Genomic DNA, 14471 nt, shown 5'->3' with positions numbered 1-14471 from the left:
CGTCAGGACAGCAGGCCGCGTACGACGCGCAGGCCGACCGACAGCCGGGCCAGCTCCGCGGTGTCCTCGCGGCAGATCTCCTCCAGGGTCGCGGCCGAGCGGCCGATCAGCTCCTCGTCGGCGTTCTCCCACTCGGCCACCCGCGCGGGCGCCGAGTCGTCCGCGCTGGTGGACTCCAGCACCTGGGCGGTCAGCTGCTGGTGCACGCCGTAGAGGTCGTCGCGCACCGCCGCCCGCGCCATCGTCTGCCAGCGGTCGTCGCGCGGCAGCGCGAAGATCCGCTCGACCAGCGCCGGCAGCCCGAGCCGCTCCCCCAGCGCGAAGTGGACCCGCGCCACCTCGACCGGATCGAGGCCGAGCCGGTCGGCGGTCTCGACGATGCCGAGCAGGGCGTACGCCGGGGCGAGGACGGCGACCCGCGAGGCGAGGTCGTCGGGCACGCCGTGGTCGGTGAGGCGCTTCTCCCGGGCCTGGAAGTCCTCGAGCTCGCGGCCGCTCATGATGCTCGGCAGTGCGGCCATCACGGCCTGGACGGGCCCGCGGAAGAACTCGACGGTCGCGCTGGAGTCGAGCGGCGGACGGCGGTTGGTGACCAGCCACCGTGACGCGCGCTCGACGAGCGTACGCATCTCGATCCGCATCCGGGTCTGGCGCTCGGCCGGCACCCGGTTGTCCAGCGCGGCGATCTCCTTGCGCATCGGAAGCGACCCGAAGATCTCACGGGCGACGAAGTTGGCGCGGGTGAGGTCGGCGGGGTTGGCGCCGGTCTCGCCCTGCAGCCGCGGCCAGAACGTCATGCCGGCGCCGTTGACGAGGTCGTTGACGACCTGGGTCACGATGATCTGGCGGCGCAGCGGGTGGTCCTCGATGGCCGCCTCGAGGTCGGGCTTCATGCGGCTCGGGAAGTAGGCGAGCAGGTCCTCGCGCAGGTAGGGGTCGTCGGGCAGGTCGGACTCGATCAGCTCGTCGGCGAGGACGATCTTGGTCCACGCCATCAGCACCGACAGCTCGGGAGCCGACAGCGCCTGCTTGCGGTCCAGCCGGCGCTTGACCTGGCGGGTCGACGGCAGGCCCTCGAGGTCGCGGTTGAGCACCCCGCGGCGCTCCAGCGCGCGCATCCAGTCCTCGTGGACGTGCAGCAGCGACGGGGCGTGCGCCTCGGCGTTGGCGAGCGCGAGGTTCTGCTCGTAGTTGTCGCGCAGCACCAGCTCGCCCACCTCCTCGGTCATCTCGGCCAGCAGCTCGTTGCGGGCGTCCTCGTCCATCTCCCCCGAGCGCACGACCCGGTCGAGGAGGATCTTGATGTTGACCTCGTGGTCGGAGGTGTCGACGCCGGCCGAGTTGTCGATGAAGTCGGTGTTCATCCGGCCGCCGTCGCCGTCGGCGCCGAACCGGGCGTACTCCACGCGGCCGAGCTGGGTGAAGCCGAGGTTGCCGCCCTCGCCGATGCAGCGTGCGCGCAGGTCCTGGCCGTCGACGCGGATCGCGTCGTTGGCCTTGTCGCCGGCGTCGGCGTTGGTCTCCTCCGAGGACTTCACGTAGGTGCCGATGCCGCCGTTCCAGAGCAGGTCGACCGGGGCGAGCAGGATCGCCTTCATCAGCTCGGCGGGCGTCAGTGCGGTGACGCCGGCGTCGAGCCCCAGCGCCTTGCGGGCCTGGGCCGACACCGGGATCGACTTGGCAGAGCGCGACCAGACGCCACCGCCCTCGGAGATCAGCGAGGAGTCGTAGTCCTTCCAGCTCGATCGCGGCAGGTCGAAGAGCCGGCGCCGCTCGGCGTACGAGGAGGCCGCGTCGGGGTCGGGGTCGATGAAGATGTCGCGGTGGTCGAAGGCCGCCACCAGCCGGGTGTGCTCCGAGCAGAGCATGCCGTTGCCGAAGACGTCGCCGGACATGTCGCCGATGCCGACCGCGGTGAAGTCCTCGGCCTGGCAGTCGACGCCCATCTCGCGGAAATGCCGCTGCACCGAGACCCACGCGCCCTTGGCGGTGATTCCCATCGCCTTGTGGTCGTAGCCGACCGACCCGCCCGAGGCGAAGGCGTCGCCGAGCCAGAAGCCGTAGTCCTTCGCGACGCCGTTGGCGATGTCGGAGAACGTCGCCGTGCCCTTGTCGGCCGCGACGACGAGGTAGGAGTCGTCGCCGTCGTGGCGTACGACGTCGCGCGGGGGCACGTTCTCTCCCCCGACGAGGTTGTCGGTGATGTCGAGCAGCCCGGAGATGAACGTCTTGTAGCAGGCCACACCCTCGGCCATCCACGCGTCACGGTCGGAGGCGTCGGGCAGCTGCTTGCAGAAGAACGCGCCCTTCGCGCCGACCGGCACGATGACGGTGTTCTTGACCATCTGGGCCTTGACCAGCCCGAGCACCTCGGTGCGGAAGTCGTCGCGTCGGTCCGACCAGCGCAGGCCGCCGCGGGCGACGGCGCCGAAGCGCAGGTGCGAGCCCTCGACCCGCGGGCTGTAGACGAAGATCTCGAAGCGCGGGCGCGGCTCGGGCAGGTCGGGGATCGCCGACGGCTCGAGCTTGAAGGAGATGTAGGGGTGTACCTCGCCGTCGGCCGAACGCTGGAAGAAGTTGGTGCGCAGCGTCGCCCTGACGAGCGTGCGGTAGGAGCGCAGGATGCGGTCGTGGTCGAGGCTGACCACCTCGTCGAGCGCGCGGGCGAGCCGCTCCTCGATCGCCTCGACCTTGGACACCCGGGCCTCCGCGTCGTGCTCGAGCGCGCGGTCGCCCCGGCCGGGGTCGAAGCGCGACTCGAACAGCTCGACGAGCAGCCGGGTGATGTCGACGTTGCTGCGCAGCGCCTCCTCGATGTAGTCGAGCGCGAACGGCGAGCCGCCCTGGCGTGCGTACTTGGCGTACGCCCGCAGCACCGTCGCCTGCCGCCACGTGAGGCCGGCCGCGAGGACGAGCTGGTTGAAGCCGTCGATCTCGTTGTAGCCGTCCCAGACCGCGCGCAGCGCCTCGGCGAACAGGGTCCGCTCGTGGGACGACAGGGCGCGGCCGTGGCGCAGGCCGAACTCGTAGATGTAGGTCGGCCGGCCGAGGCCGGCGAGCTCGTAGGGGCGCTCGTCGACGACCTCGACTCCCATCGAGGTGAGCATCGGGAGCACCGCGCTCAGCGAGAGCGGCTCCCCGACCCGGAACACCTTGAGCCGCGACTCGCCGCGGCGGTAGGTGCCGGTCTGCTGGTCCTGGTCGAAGAGGGCGAGGTCGATGCCCTCGCCACCCTCGATCGCCTCGATCCGGCCGAGGTCGGCCGATCCGCGCGAGGGGTCGAAGTCCTCCTTGTAGGCCTCCGGGAAGGCATCGGCCCAGGCGCGCGCGAGCTGCGAGCCGTGGTCCACGCCGTACTCGTTGACGACGGCTGCCATGAAGTCGTCGCGCCACGAGCGCGAGGCCTCCATCAGCCGGCGCTCGAGGTCCGCGACGTCGATCTCGGGGACGTGGGAGCCCTTGGGCGGGTGGACCACGAAGTGCACGCGGGCGGTCGTGGACTCGTTGACCCGGGCGGTGAACTCGACGTGCTCGCCGCCGAGCTGGTCGCGCAGGATGTCGGAGAACCGCTCGCGCACGGCGGTGCTGTAGCGGTCGCGGGGCAGGTAGACCAGGACCGAGACGTAGCGGCCGTAGGTGTCGCGGCGCACGAACGCGCGCAGCTGGCGACGCTCGCGGGCGCTCATGACGTCCTGCGCGACCGGCGCCAGCTCGTCGGGCGAGGTGTGGAACAGCTCGTCGCGCGGGTAGTTCTCCAGCGTGTCCATGAGGGCCTTGCCGGCGTGGCTGCGCGGGTCGAAGCCGGCGTGCTGCATCACCTCGGTGACCTTCTCGCGCAGCACCGGGATCCGGGTGACGGACTCGGTGTAGGCGGCGCTGGAGAACAGGCCGAGGAACCGGCGCTCACCGACCACCTCGCCGTCGGGGCCGAAGGTCTTCACCCCGACGTAGTCGAGGTAGGCCGGGCGGTGCACGGTGGCGCGCGAGTTGGCCTTGGCCAGCACCAGGAGCTTCTTCTCCCGGGCCTTGGCCTTGACCAACGGCGGCAGCTTGGCGAACGAGGCCGACAGGTTCTGGTCGTGCCGCAGGATGCCGAGGCCGGAACCGGGGACGGCCCGCAGCCCGCACTCGTCCGGGGCCCCCTCCTCCGCCTCGAGCTGGTACTCCCGGTAGCCGAGGAACGTGAAGTGGTCGTCCGCGAGCCAGGTCAGGAAGTCGCGGCCCTGCCGCAGCTCCTCGGCCGACAGGGGCGGTGGGTCCTGGTCGAGCTCGGCGACGACCGCGAGGGCCTGCGCGTGCATCTTCTCCCAGTCCTCGACGGACTCGCGCACGTCGCGCAGCACCCGCTGCAGCCCCTCGGTGATCTCCGCGGCCTCGTCGTCGTCGGTGCGGTCGATCTCGACGTGCATCCACGACTCGGCGCCGTCGCGCGCGCCGGCCTGCGGCTCGTGGGCGTGGACGTGCTGGAGCTCGCCGGTGATGTCGCGCTCGACGTGGAACTGCGGGTGCACGACCGCGTGCACGGTGTGCCCGAGGCGGTTGAGCTCCATCGTGACCGAGTCGACGAGGAAGGGCATGTCGTCGGTGACGACCTCGACCACCGAGCGACCCGACGCCGACCACCCGGAGTCGGCGATCGTGGGCGTCACGACCCGTACGGCGGCCGTGCCCTGCGGCCGCGACGACGCGAGCTCGCGGTGCGACGACACGGCGCCGAGCAGGTCCTCCGGGGAACGCTCGGAGACGTCCTCCGGCGCCACGTGCCGGTAGTAGGCGTGCAGCAGGTCGCCCCACTCGGGACGTGCCTCCGTCGCTGCGTCGAGCTGTCGGTCCTTGGTCTCCTCAGGCGTCGCCACGCTCCGACCCTAGACCCATGTGTGACCACCATGACACGGGGTCCTTGCTGCACGTCGGGGCCGCTTCTGGGCCATGATGGGCGCCTGGTCCGGACCCGTGTCCTGGCCCTCGACGACACACGACGACGACACAGGATGCGGTGGTCACGATGAGCACGAAGCTCACCAAGCAGCTGACGTACGACGCCCCGGCCGATGCCGTGGCCGCCATGCTCGACGACGTCGCGTTCCGCGAGGCGGTGCTCGAGCGCCAGCGCGTCGTGCGCGGCTCCGTCGACATCGACGGCGACGTGGCGCGGATCGAGCAGGTGCGCTCGGCCGACGACATCCCGGCCTTCGCCCGGAAGTTCGTCGGCGACGAGATCGTGATCGTGCAGACCGAGACCTGGACCTCGGCTCACGGTGCCGACCTGGAGCTCGCCATCCCCGGGAAGCCGGGCGCGGCGGTCGGCAGCCTCGTGCTGGTCGAGGCGGGCGGCACGACGACCGAGACGGTCGAGCTCGCGGTGAGCGTACGGATCCCGCTGGTCGGCGGCAAGGTCGAGGCGATGATCGCCGAGATGGTCGGCCACGCCCTCGACGCGGAGCACCAGGTCGGCACGGAGTGGCTCAGGCGCTAGTGGCACCTTGCACGACCGGGCGGCCGTGACCGGGCGGTGAGTGGGACAGGTTCTCGGGTGCGAGAACCTGCGTCACTCACCGCTGGAGGTGCTCCGCTCGTCCGTGGCCGCCGGAGCGGTGCGTGAGACATCTTCGGGACCCTGGGAACCTGCGTCACTCACCGCTGCGTCGTCCTCGCTCCGGCGCCGCCACACCACGAACCCGAGCACCACGAACGGCCCGAAGGCCAGCAGCAGCGTCAGCGCCTGCTCGACGGGGTGCAGGGCACCCATGTGCCACGACGTGATGAGGGGGAGGACGAGGGCTGGCACGCCCCCATCCTCCCCCACGTGAGCACGGAGCCGGACGTCAGCCCTGGTGCGGGTAGTGGTGGTCCTTCGGCGGCACGAAGGTCTCCTTGATCGAGCGCGGCGAGGTCCAGCGCAGCAGGTTGACCGCCGCGCCGGCCTTGTCGTTGGTGCCCGAGGCTCGACCGCCACCGAAGGGCTGCTGGCCCACGACCGCACCGGTCGGCTTGTCGTTGATGTAGAAGTTGCCGGCCGCGAAGCGCAGCGTCTTGCGCGCCCACGTGATCGCGGCGCGGTCCTGGGCGATGATCGCTCCGGTGAGGGCGTACGGGGCGAACGACTCCATCTGCTCGACGACCTTCTCGAAGCGCGCGTCGTCGTAGACGTGGACCGCCAGGATCGGGCCGAAGTACTCGTCCGAGAACATCTGGTCCGTCGGGTCGGTCGACTCCACGATGGTCGGGCGGACGAAGTAGCCGACCGAGTCGTCGACCTCGCCGCCGGCCAGGACGGTGAGGTGCTTCTGGCGCTTGGCACGCGCGATCGCGGCCTTGTGCTTGGCGAAGGCGCGGTCGTCGATCACCGCGCCCATGAAGTGCGACAGGTCGGTGACGTCGCCCATCGACAGCGCCTCGGTGTCGGCGATCAGCTGGTCCTTGATCTTCGCCCACACCGACCTCGGCACGTAGGCCCGCGACGCGGCCGAGCACTTCTGGCCCTGGAACTCGAAGGCGCCGCGGATCATCGCCACGCGCAGCACGTCGGGGTCGGCCGAGGGGTGGGCGACGATGAAGTCCTTGCCGCCGGTCTCGCCCACGATGCGCGGGTAGGAGCGGTAGCCGGTGATGTTCTCCCCGACCGTGCGCCACAGGTGCTGGAACGTCGGGGTCGAGCCGGTGAAGTGGATGCCGGCGAGGTCGCGGTGGGCCAGGGCGACCTTCGAGACGTCGAGGCCATCGCCGGGCAGCATGTTGATGACCCCGGGCGGCATGCCGGCCTCCTCGAGCAGCTCCATCGTCAGTGACGCGGCCAGCTGCTGGGTCGGCGACGGCTTCCAGATCACCGTGTTGCCCATCAGCGCCGGCGCGGTGGGCAGGTTGCCGGCGATCGCGGTGAAGTTGAACGGCGTGATGGCGTAGACGAAGCCCTCGAGCGGGCGGTGGTCGGTGCGGTTCCAGATGCCGGGGCTGTTGGCGATCGGCTGGTCGGTGAGGATCTGCTTGGCGTAGTGGACGTTGAACCGCCAGAAGTCGATCAGCTCGCAGGCCGCGTCGATCTCGGCCTGGAACGCCGTCTTGGACTGGCCCAGCATCGTCGCGGCGTTGAGGGTCTGGCGCCACGGGCCGGCCAGCAGGTCGGCCGCCTTGAGCAGGATCGCGCAGCGCTCGTCGAACGGCATCGCCCGCCACGCAGGGGCGGCGTCGTTGGCGGCCTTGATCGCGGCCTCGGCGTCCTTGGTCGTCGAGTTCTTCAGCGTGCCGAGCACGTGGGCGTGGTCGTGCGGCTGGACGACCTTGATCTCCGCCCCGCCGCCGTTGCGGCGCTTGCCGCCGATCACGGCCCGGAAGGACTGCTGCTTCTTCTCCAGCCGGGCCAGCTCGGCGACGAGGGTCTCCCGCTCCGCACTGCCGGGGGCGTAGGTCAGGTTCGGCTCGTTGGTGGGTGCCGGAGGAAAGGTGATCGCGTCCATGCCGCTGATCGTGTCAGAGACGGCCGCGGGCCTCAAAGGGAGGCGAGGAGGTCGTCGACCTCCTGCGTCGCCCACCACGCCAGGTCGTCGTCGGGGTCCGCGTCGTCGTCGCTGTCGACGTGCACCGCGACCACGTCGCGCCAGGCCGCGGGCGAGGCCACGTCTGCCGTCTCCACGACGACCACGACCCTGCGCCGCCGGCCGTCGGGGAGCCCCGCCACCATCTCGGCGGACGCGTCCGCAGCGGTCATCAGCGCGGCGTACTCGCTCTCCTCGCCGTCGTCGGCGGCGACGACCCCGTCGTCGAGTCGCGGGCCGTCGGCCTGCCAGTCCTCGGCCAGGCGGGGCAGCGTGGAGGGGGCGTAGCGGCGGCTCATGTCGGGTCTGCCTTCTGGGTCCGGCGCCTGGTCCCTGCGCCCTTGCGACCGCGCGGGGCACGCGGTCGGGAGTCGGAGGCGGAGTCCTTGAGCTCCTCCAGCGCCTCGAGCACGCACTGGCCGAGGATGTCGGCGTCGGGCACGGCGTCGCGGTCGGTGGTGATGCCGTAGAACACACCGCCGTCGTAGGACGTCACCCCGATCGCGAGCGGGTGGTCGGGCAGCAGCGGGTGGACGGGGTAGGACTCCAGCATCCGCGCGCCGTCGGCGTAGAGCGGGAACTGCGGGCCCGGCACGTTGGTGATCGAGACGTGGAAGCCGTGCCGCAGCTCGGCTGCTGCGAGCCGGGAGCCCAGGGCGTGGAAGGTGGTCGGCGCGAAGCCCGCGATGCCGGAGAGCCGTCGGGCCGAGACGTTGCGCCCGTTGTCGCGGTGGGCCTTGAGGTCGTAGCTGACCTGGTGCAGGCGTACGACCGGGCTGGGCTCGCTGATCGGCAGGTTGACCAGGTGGCCGGTGACCTGGCTGCCGAGCGAGGTCGCCTCCAGCTCGTCGTCGATGACGGACATGGGCACGAACGCCTTGATCGCCCTGAGGCCGGCCATCGACTCGGCCCGCGTCATCAGCCAGCCGCGGAGGCCGCCGGCGAGGGTGGCGAGGATGACGTCGTTGACGGTGCCGCCGTGCACCTCGCGGATCGCGCGGTAGTCGGCCAGCTCGGTGTGGACGGTGACGAAACGCCGCTGCTGCGAGAGCCGGCGGTGCACCGGGGTGGAGTGCACCGGACCCCGTCCGGAGAGTGCGTGGGCGACCTCGGTGACCCGGGCACCCGAGGCGGAGGCCCGCCGGCCCAGCGCCTCGGCGTTGGCGCGGGTGGTCATCCAGACCGTGCTCGGCCGCTCGAGGCTGTCGGTGACCGCGTTGAGCGCGGCCGCCACCGGACCGGCCGCGCGCCGGGGCCGCCAGTCGTCGTCGTGACCCAGCGTGGACCTGTCCGCGGAGGTGTCGAGCAGGACCTGGCCGATGTCGACGGTCTCGCGGCCGTCGACGAGGATCTGGTGGCTCTTCGTGAGCAGCGCGACGCGGCCGTGCTCGAGGCCCTCGACGAAGTAGCACTCCCACAGCGGACGGCTGCGGTCGAGCGGGCGCGACGCGATGCGGGCGACGAGCTCGCGCAGCTGGTCCATCGAGCCGGGACGCGGCAGGGCCGAGCGGCGTACGTGGTAGCCGAGGTCGAAGTTCTCGTCGTCGACCCAGGCCGGGTTGGCCAGCCGGCCCGGCACGAGCTGCAGCCTCTGGCGGTAACGCGGGACGAAGGCGATCCGGTCGGCGATCAGCTGCACGAGCCGGTCGTGGTCGAAGCCGGACGTCCCCGGGTCGAAGATCTCCACCGTGGCGTTGTGCATGGGCGTCGTGGGGGACTCGGCGGCCAGGATGGCCAGGTCCCGCGGCCGGAGCCGCTCACTCATCTGGTTGCCCCTTCGTCGCTCGCACTAGGTCCGCATGGGATTCTGACAGAGCCTGTGGCACACCGCGTGGTGGCCACCGTCACTCATCGAGCGGTTGAAGGAGAAAATCTGTGTCCGGTCGCGGTCCCGCGCGTCTTGTCCCCCTGGCCTCCGTGGTCCTCGTGCTCTCCGCGGGGCTCGCCGCGTGCGGAGGCGGTGACGACGCCGAACCGGCCGGGACCACCTCCTCGCCGACCCCCTCGGCCACCTCCGACGACGACTCCACGGAGGAGCCCACCGAGGAGCCGACGGAGGAGCCCGCGGACGACTCCGCGACCATCTCGGTGACCCGTGCGGGCGACTCCTTCACCCCCAACGGCGAGCGGGTGGACCTCGCGGTCGGCCAGACGTTGACCCTCACCATCACCGCCGACGAGGCGGGCGAGCTCCACGTCCACAGCACGCCCGAGCAGGAGATCGCCTACCGCGAGGGCACCAGCGAGCACGAGATCACGATCGACCGCCCGGGGGTGGTCGAGGTGGAGAACCACGATCCCGTGGTGGTCGTCCTCCAGCTCGAAGTCCGCTGAGCATGGGCTCGATCTCGGCGCACGGCCTCGGTGGCGCCAAGGACCTGCCGATCCCCTCCGAGCTCGCCATCGCCGGGGCGGTCGCCGCCCTGGTCATCTCGTTCACCGTCCTGGCCGTCGCCTGGCGAGAGCCGCGCTACGACCCCGCGACCAGCGGGCGTCCGGCCCCCGAGTGGCTAGACCGGTTCGTCTCCTCGACCGCCCTGGCCGTGGCGGCGCGGGTGCTGGGCATGGCGTTCTTCCTCTACGTGGGCGCCGCGGCGGTCTTCGGCCAGGACACCCTGATCAACCCGTTCCTCGGCACAATCTACGTGCTGCTCTGGGTCGGTCTGGTGCCCGCGTCGCTGCTGCTCGGCCCGGTGTTCCGGGCGGTCAGCCCGGCGCGCACGATCAGCATGCTGTTCGCGAAGGTCTCCGGCGTCCCGGAGGGCGAGGGCCTGTACGCCTACCCCGCGCGCCTGGGCTACTGGCCGGCAGCGGCCGGGCTGTTCTCGTTCGTCTGGCTCGAGCTGGTCTACCCCAGCTCCACCGACCTCGGCCCCGTACGCCTGTGGTGCGCCGGCTACCTCGGCATCATGTTCGTCGGCTCCGCCCTGTTCGGCACCACCTTCCTGGCGCGCGCCGACCCGTTCGAGGTCTACTCCTCGCTCGTGGCCAGGCTGTCGGTCTGGGGCCGGCGCGACGGGCGCCTCGTGCTGCGGAGCCCGCTGGCCAACCTCGACACCGTCGTGGCTCGCCCCGGGCTGGTGGCGGTCGTGGCCGTGCTCTTCGGCAGCACCGCCTTCGACTCCTTCCGCGAGTCGACCGCATGGCTCGGTGTGGTCCAGGAGATGTCGGTGCCCCGGGTCCTCCCCGACACGCTCGCCCTCGTCGCCTTCTCCGCCGGGGTGGGGCTGGTCCTGACGGCGGCGACGATGGCCACCGGCGTCACGCCCGGCACGCCGCGGCGCGCGCTGCCGGACCTCTTCGCCCACTCGGTGGTGCCGATCATCGTCGGCTACATCGTCGCCCACTACCTGACCTACCTCGTCGAGTACGGCCAGCAGACGATCATCCAGCTGAGCGACCCGTTCACCCGCGGCGACGACTACCTCGGCACGGCCGGCCTGCAGGTCAACTACTGGCTGTCGATGCACCCCACGTTCCTCGCGGTCACCAAGGTCCTCGCGGTGGCGCTCGGACACGTCGTGGGCGTCGTGGCCGCACACGACCGCGCCGTCAGGCTGCTCCCGCGGCGGCACCAGCTGACCGGTCAGCTGCCGCTGCTGGTCGCGATGGTGGGGTTCACCGTCGGAGGTCTCTACCTGCTGTTCGCGGCGTGACGGTGCGCTGGGCGGGCGCCGGTCAGTACGGCCAACCCGGCGGGATCTCCTGGGTCACCGTCACGATGTCGCAGGTCCCGCGGTAGTCGATGACGTCGAGCGGGTCGCGCCCGCCCACGTAGACCACGCGGTCGACGCCGCTGTCTCCCTGCTGCGGGTCGTCGCAGTGGATCCGGTCCTCCTGCCCGTCGGGCAGCACGTAGATCGTGTCGTTGCCCTGCTCGGCGAACACCTTGTCGGCACCGGGTCCGAGGAAGATCACGTCGTCGCCCTCGTCGCCCTTGACGAGCCAGTCGTTGCCGGCGCCGTCGATCAGGACGTCGTTGCCGGGGCCGCCCTGGATGGCGCCGTCGTCACCGGCGCCGCCGTCGATGTGGTCGGTGCCGGCACCCCCGATGTGCTTGTCCGACCCCTCTCCGCCGAAGAGCTGGTCGTCGCCGTCGTTGCCGCCGAGGAGGTCGTCACCGGCCTCGCCGTGGACGACGTCGTGGCCGGCGTTGGAGGTGAGCTTGTCGTTGCCGTCCCCGCCGTACATCACGTCGTCGCCCTGGCCGCCGTCGACCCGGTCGTTGCCGCTGCCGCCGGCGACCCAGTCGTTGCCCGGCTGCATGGTGATCCAGTCGTCGCCGTTGTCCCCGGTGACCTGGTCGCTGCCCTTGCCGGCATAGATCGTGTCGTTGCCACCCTTGCCGGTGACCCGGTCGCGGCCACCCAGCGACATGATGCGGTTGGAGCGCGAGGTGCCGGAGATGACGTCGTTGCCGGTCGTCCCCTGGCGCATGCCGTGGGCCGGTGCGAGCGTCAGCGCGGTCAGGGACACGGTCGTCGAGAGCGCCAGCGCGAGCGCCACGAGGGCTGAACCGGCCGGACGCATGGGATCCACCATGGGAGTCTCCTAGAAAAGGGACCCCAAGGTTAACGAAATCTTGACGAAAACCAGAACTTTCAGGTGCGCCGGCGCCAGCCCGCCCGCTGGGGAGCGGGCCGGACGCTTGCGGGGAAGACCGCGTCGGCGAGCGCCGAGAGGCTCTGCACGAGCGAGGAGTCGCCCAGGTCGGCCAGGGCTCGGCCGGACACGAGCGCCCGGTCGAGCCCGGCCCGGTCCTCCGGCAGGAAGTGCAAGCCGGCGACGCGGCTGAACCCCTCGACCATGCCGGCGATCTCCTTCTCCGACCACCCGATCGAGGACCGCATCCGGTTGACGACGACCCGCACCGGGACGCCGGTCGTACGCTCGCGCAGGTCGACGAGGCCCCGGGCCAGCCGCGCGAGCCCGACCGGGTCGGCGGATCCCACCACGAGGAGCTCGTCGGCCTGCTCGATCGCCGAGAGGGTGAGCGCGTTGCGACCGGGACGGGCGCCGAAGTCGGTGCCGGGGTCGTCCTCGAGGCTGAACCCGGTGTCGACCAGCACGTGACCGCGGGCGCGCCCCGCCTCGAGCAGCTGGTCCACCTGGGCGGGACGGACCTCGCGCCACCGGTCGGGCCGCGGCAGGCCGGTGACGACGGCGAGGTGCACGCCCACGCCGCGGCACACCGAGGCGAACCGCTCGTCGAGCTGCCCGGCCACGGCGAGCCGCGCCGCCGACAGCAGGCCGGACACCTCGTCGAGGACGCCGAGCTGCTGGGCGACGGCCCCGCCGTAGGGGTCGAGGTCGGCCAGCACGACGGGCTGCTCGCGCCGCGCGACCTCCCACGCGAGGTTGGTGGCGACGGTCGTCCGACCCGGGGCACCGCCCGGACCCCAGACCACCACCACCCGGCCGTCGTGCACGGGGTCGACGTCGTCCCCGCCGCCGAGCGGGTCGAGCGGCTGCTCGTCGCGTGCGCGGGTGTCGGCGACGTCGTCGACCGTGGTGACGGCACCCGGCAGCGACGACAGCTCACCAGACCCCACCACCGCGGTGATGCCCAGACGGTGGGCGTGCTCGCGCACGTCGAGGTCGTCGGACCGGGCGGACGTGACGGCGACGGGGCGTACGGCGTGGCGGCGCAGGTGGGACACGCTGGCCGCGTCGAGGCCGGGGGCGTCGAGGGAGACGACCGCGACGTCGGCCTGACCGCTCGTGACGGCCGCCAGCAGGTCGTCGACGTCGACGCAGCGCTTGAGCACGACGACCCCGGGGTGGGCCTCCAGGTCGGCGAGCGCCGGGGACTCCCAGGGCTCCCCCGCCGCCAGCAGGAGCACGCAGATCACGGCGGTCAGCCCCTGCCGACGACGCGGACGCGATCGTCGCCGCTGGCTGCGAGGAGGGCGCCGAGCGACTCCTCGTCGGCGCCGGGCACGGCGAGGACGAGCTGTCGGGTCGTCGCGGAGGCGAACGCGTCGGTCACCACTGGCGCGTCCAGGACCACGATGTCGGAGAGCACGAGCTCGGCGCCGCGGCGCGCGCGGCGTTCGGCGAGGGTGCGGTCGGCGAGGACCCACACGTCCACCCGCGAGCCCCGGACCAGGTCGGTCGGCACGTGCTCGGCGGCCACGGCGATCGACACCGCGACCGTGTCGTCGGCAGGCTCCTCGCCCAGCGCCGCCGCGGGCACGAGCTCGCCGGCGGCCAGCGGGCGGGTCAGGGTGAGCGCGGCCGGGAGCTCCTCGTCGACCTCGAGGTAGCGGTCGCGGTCGACTCCCTCGTCGAAGCGCACCCGGGTGGCCCGCAGGTCGCCGGCCGTCAACGTCTGCCCGGCGACCAGGTCGCCGGACGCCGACCAGACCGGCGTCATGTCGTCGGCCCCGGACAGGATCCTCGCCCCGGCCACGACCGACCCCGTGACGAGCACGATGCCGATCCAGAGCCGTGGGTCGCGCCACCCGGGAGCACTGGCCCGGGTCGCTGCCGGGACGTCGCCGGGGCGTACGGACGAGGGGGAGGACGGGCGGGACGAGGCGCGGACAGGGGTCCACGACTTCCGAGAGGCGTTCCGAGGCACGGCGCCATCATTGCCACTCGCGCGGCACTTCACACCTGTCTCTCCACAGGCACCGGCCGGTCGGGGACGCGGCGGGGTGTCGGTGGCACGATGGCCCCATGGCAGACGACCCCCGCTTCCTGACGCTCGCCGACGTCGCCGAGGTGCTCAACACCTCCGGCGCGCAGGTCTACGCGCTGGTGCGCCGGGGCGAGCTGCCGGCGATCAAGATCGGCGGCCGCGGCCAGTGGCGCGTCGAGCGGGTGCAGCTCGAGGAGTTCATCCAGCGGATGTACGCCGACACCCGCGCCTTCGTCGACGAGCACCCGTTCGTCGAGGCGGAGGCCGGCACCGACCCGGGCCAGGGGACGGTCTAG

General features: G+C 71.9%; 12 protein-coding genes. 4 read left to right on the top strand and 8 right to left on the bottom strand.

The features are described from left to right. Positions 1–2: 2 nt before the first annotated feature. Positions 3–4856, bottom strand: a complete 4854-nt coding sequence (locus tag AC57BS_RS13345) for an NAD-glutamate dehydrogenase (RefSeq protein WP_496411932.1) — start codon at positions 4854–4856, stop codon at positions 3–5. Positions 4857–5005: 149 nt separating this feature from the next. Here AC57BS_RS13345 and AC57BS_RS13340 point away from each other — a divergent pair, with 149 nt between their 5' ends. Then, complete coding sequence (locus AC57BS_RS13340; protein WP_496411931.1) at positions 5006–5476, top strand: DUF2505 domain-containing protein; 471 nt, start codon at positions 5006–5008, stop codon at positions 5474–5476. Positions 5477–5548: 72 nt separating this feature from the next. Here AC57BS_RS13340 and AC57BS_RS13335 read toward each other — a convergent pair whose 3' ends face one another. Genes AC57BS_RS13335 through AC57BS_RS13320 form a run of 4 tightly spaced genes read right to left on the bottom strand, consistent with a single transcriptional unit; the run spans position 5549 to position 9297 of the window. Then, positions 5549–5788, bottom strand: coding sequence for a hypothetical protein (locus AC57BS_RS13335; protein ID WP_496411930.1), 240 nt, complete (start codon positions 5786–5788; stop codon positions 5549–5551). Between the two features lie 37 nt (positions 5789–5825). Then, a complete protein-coding gene (gene pruA / locus AC57BS_RS13330) occupies positions 5826–7454 on the bottom strand; it encodes an L-glutamate gamma-semialdehyde dehydrogenase (RefSeq protein ID WP_496411929.1) in 1629 nt (542 codons plus the stop codon). A gap of 32 nt (positions 7455–7486) precedes the next feature. Beyond that, a complete protein-coding gene (locus tag AC57BS_RS13325) occupies positions 7487–7831 on the bottom strand; it encodes a DUF6912 family protein (RefSeq protein WP_496411928.1) in 345 nt (114 codons plus the stop codon). Further along, positions 7828–9297 carry a WS/DGAT/MGAT family O-acyltransferase gene (locus AC57BS_RS13320; RefSeq protein ID WP_496411927.1) on the bottom strand — a complete coding sequence of 490 codons (1470 nt, stop codon included), beginning with the start codon at positions 9295–9297 and terminating at the stop codon, positions 7828–7830. The genes AC57BS_RS13325 and AC57BS_RS13320 overlap by 4 nt, the downstream gene beginning before the upstream one ends. Positions 9298–9407: 110 nt before the next feature. Between AC57BS_RS13320 and AC57BS_RS13315 the strand changes: the two genes are divergently transcribed. Continuing rightward, positions 9408–9866 (top strand): hypothetical protein, encoded by a 459-nt coding sequence (locus AC57BS_RS13315; RefSeq protein WP_496411926.1) that lies wholly within the window; start codon positions 9408–9410, stop codon positions 9864–9866. 2 nt (positions 9867–9868) lie between these two features. Continuing rightward, on the top strand, positions 9869–11188 hold the full coding sequence (locus AC57BS_RS13310; protein WP_496411925.1) for a hypothetical protein: 1320 nt from the start codon (positions 9869–9871) through the stop codon (positions 11186–11188). Between the two features lie 22 nt (positions 11189–11210). On the opposite strand, the gene AC57BS_RS13305 is transcribed toward AC57BS_RS13310, so the two are convergent. Genes AC57BS_RS13305 through AC57BS_RS13295 form a run of 3 tightly spaced genes read right to left on the bottom strand, consistent with a single transcriptional unit; the run spans position 11211 to position 14115 of the window. Further along, positions 11211–12074, bottom strand: coding sequence for a calcium-binding protein (locus AC57BS_RS13305; protein WP_496411924.1), 864 nt, complete (start codon positions 12072–12074; stop codon positions 11211–11213). Between the two features lie 59 nt (positions 12075–12133). After that, complete coding sequence (locus tag AC57BS_RS13300) at positions 12134–13384, bottom strand: CpaE/TadZ family protein (protein ID WP_496411923.1); 1251 nt, start codon at positions 13382–13384, stop codon at positions 12134–12136. Positions 13385–13389: 5 nt separating this feature from the next. Then, positions 13390–14115: a CpaB family protein gene (locus AC57BS_RS13295; RefSeq protein WP_496411922.1), complete on the bottom strand. Its 726-nt coding sequence runs from the start codon at positions 14113–14115 to the stop codon at positions 13390–13392. Positions 14116–14213: 98 nt separating this feature from the next. On the opposite strand from AC57BS_RS13295, the gene AC57BS_RS13290 reads away from it, so the two are divergent. Then, on the top strand, positions 14214–14471 hold the full coding sequence (locus AC57BS_RS13290; RefSeq protein ID WP_496411921.1) for a helix-turn-helix domain-containing protein: 258 nt from the start codon (positions 14214–14216) through the stop codon (positions 14469–14471).

Source organism: Nocardioides sp. BGA-UO-ETr-FS32, from assembly GCF_059567905.1.
The sequence above is the reverse complement of the archived record's forward strand: the minus strand, read 5'-3'. Positions and strand labels throughout refer to the sequence as shown.

Bases quoted from the DNA above. Each gene is read 5' to 3' on its own strand.
- pruA (WP_496411929.1), bottom strand. From the start codon at position 7,454: ATGGACGCGATCACCTTTCCTCCGGCACCCACCAACGAGCCGAACCTG.
- AC57BS_RS13320 (WP_496411927.1), bottom strand. From the start codon at position 9,297: ATGAGTGAGCGGCTCCGGCCGCGGGACCTGGCCATCCTGGCCGCCGAG.
- AC57BS_RS13340 (WP_496411931.1), top strand. From the start codon at position 5,006: ATGAGCACGAAGCTCACCAAGCAGCTGACGTACGACGCCCCGGCCGAT.
- AC57BS_RS13290 (WP_496411921.1), top strand. From the start codon at position 14,214: ATGGCAGACGACCCCCGCTTCCTGACGCTCGCCGACGTCGCCGAGGTG.
- AC57BS_RS13325 (WP_496411928.1), bottom strand. From the start codon at position 7,831: ATGAGCCGCCGCTACGCCCCCTCCACGCTGCCCCGCCTGGCCGAGGAC.
- AC57BS_RS13305 (WP_496411924.1), bottom strand. From the start codon at position 12,074: ATGGTGGATCCCATGCGTCCGGCCGGTTCAGCCCTCGTGGCGCTCGCG.
- AC57BS_RS13310 (WP_496411925.1), top strand. From the start codon at position 9,869: ATGGGCTCGATCTCGGCGCACGGCCTCGGTGGCGCCAAGGACCTGCCG.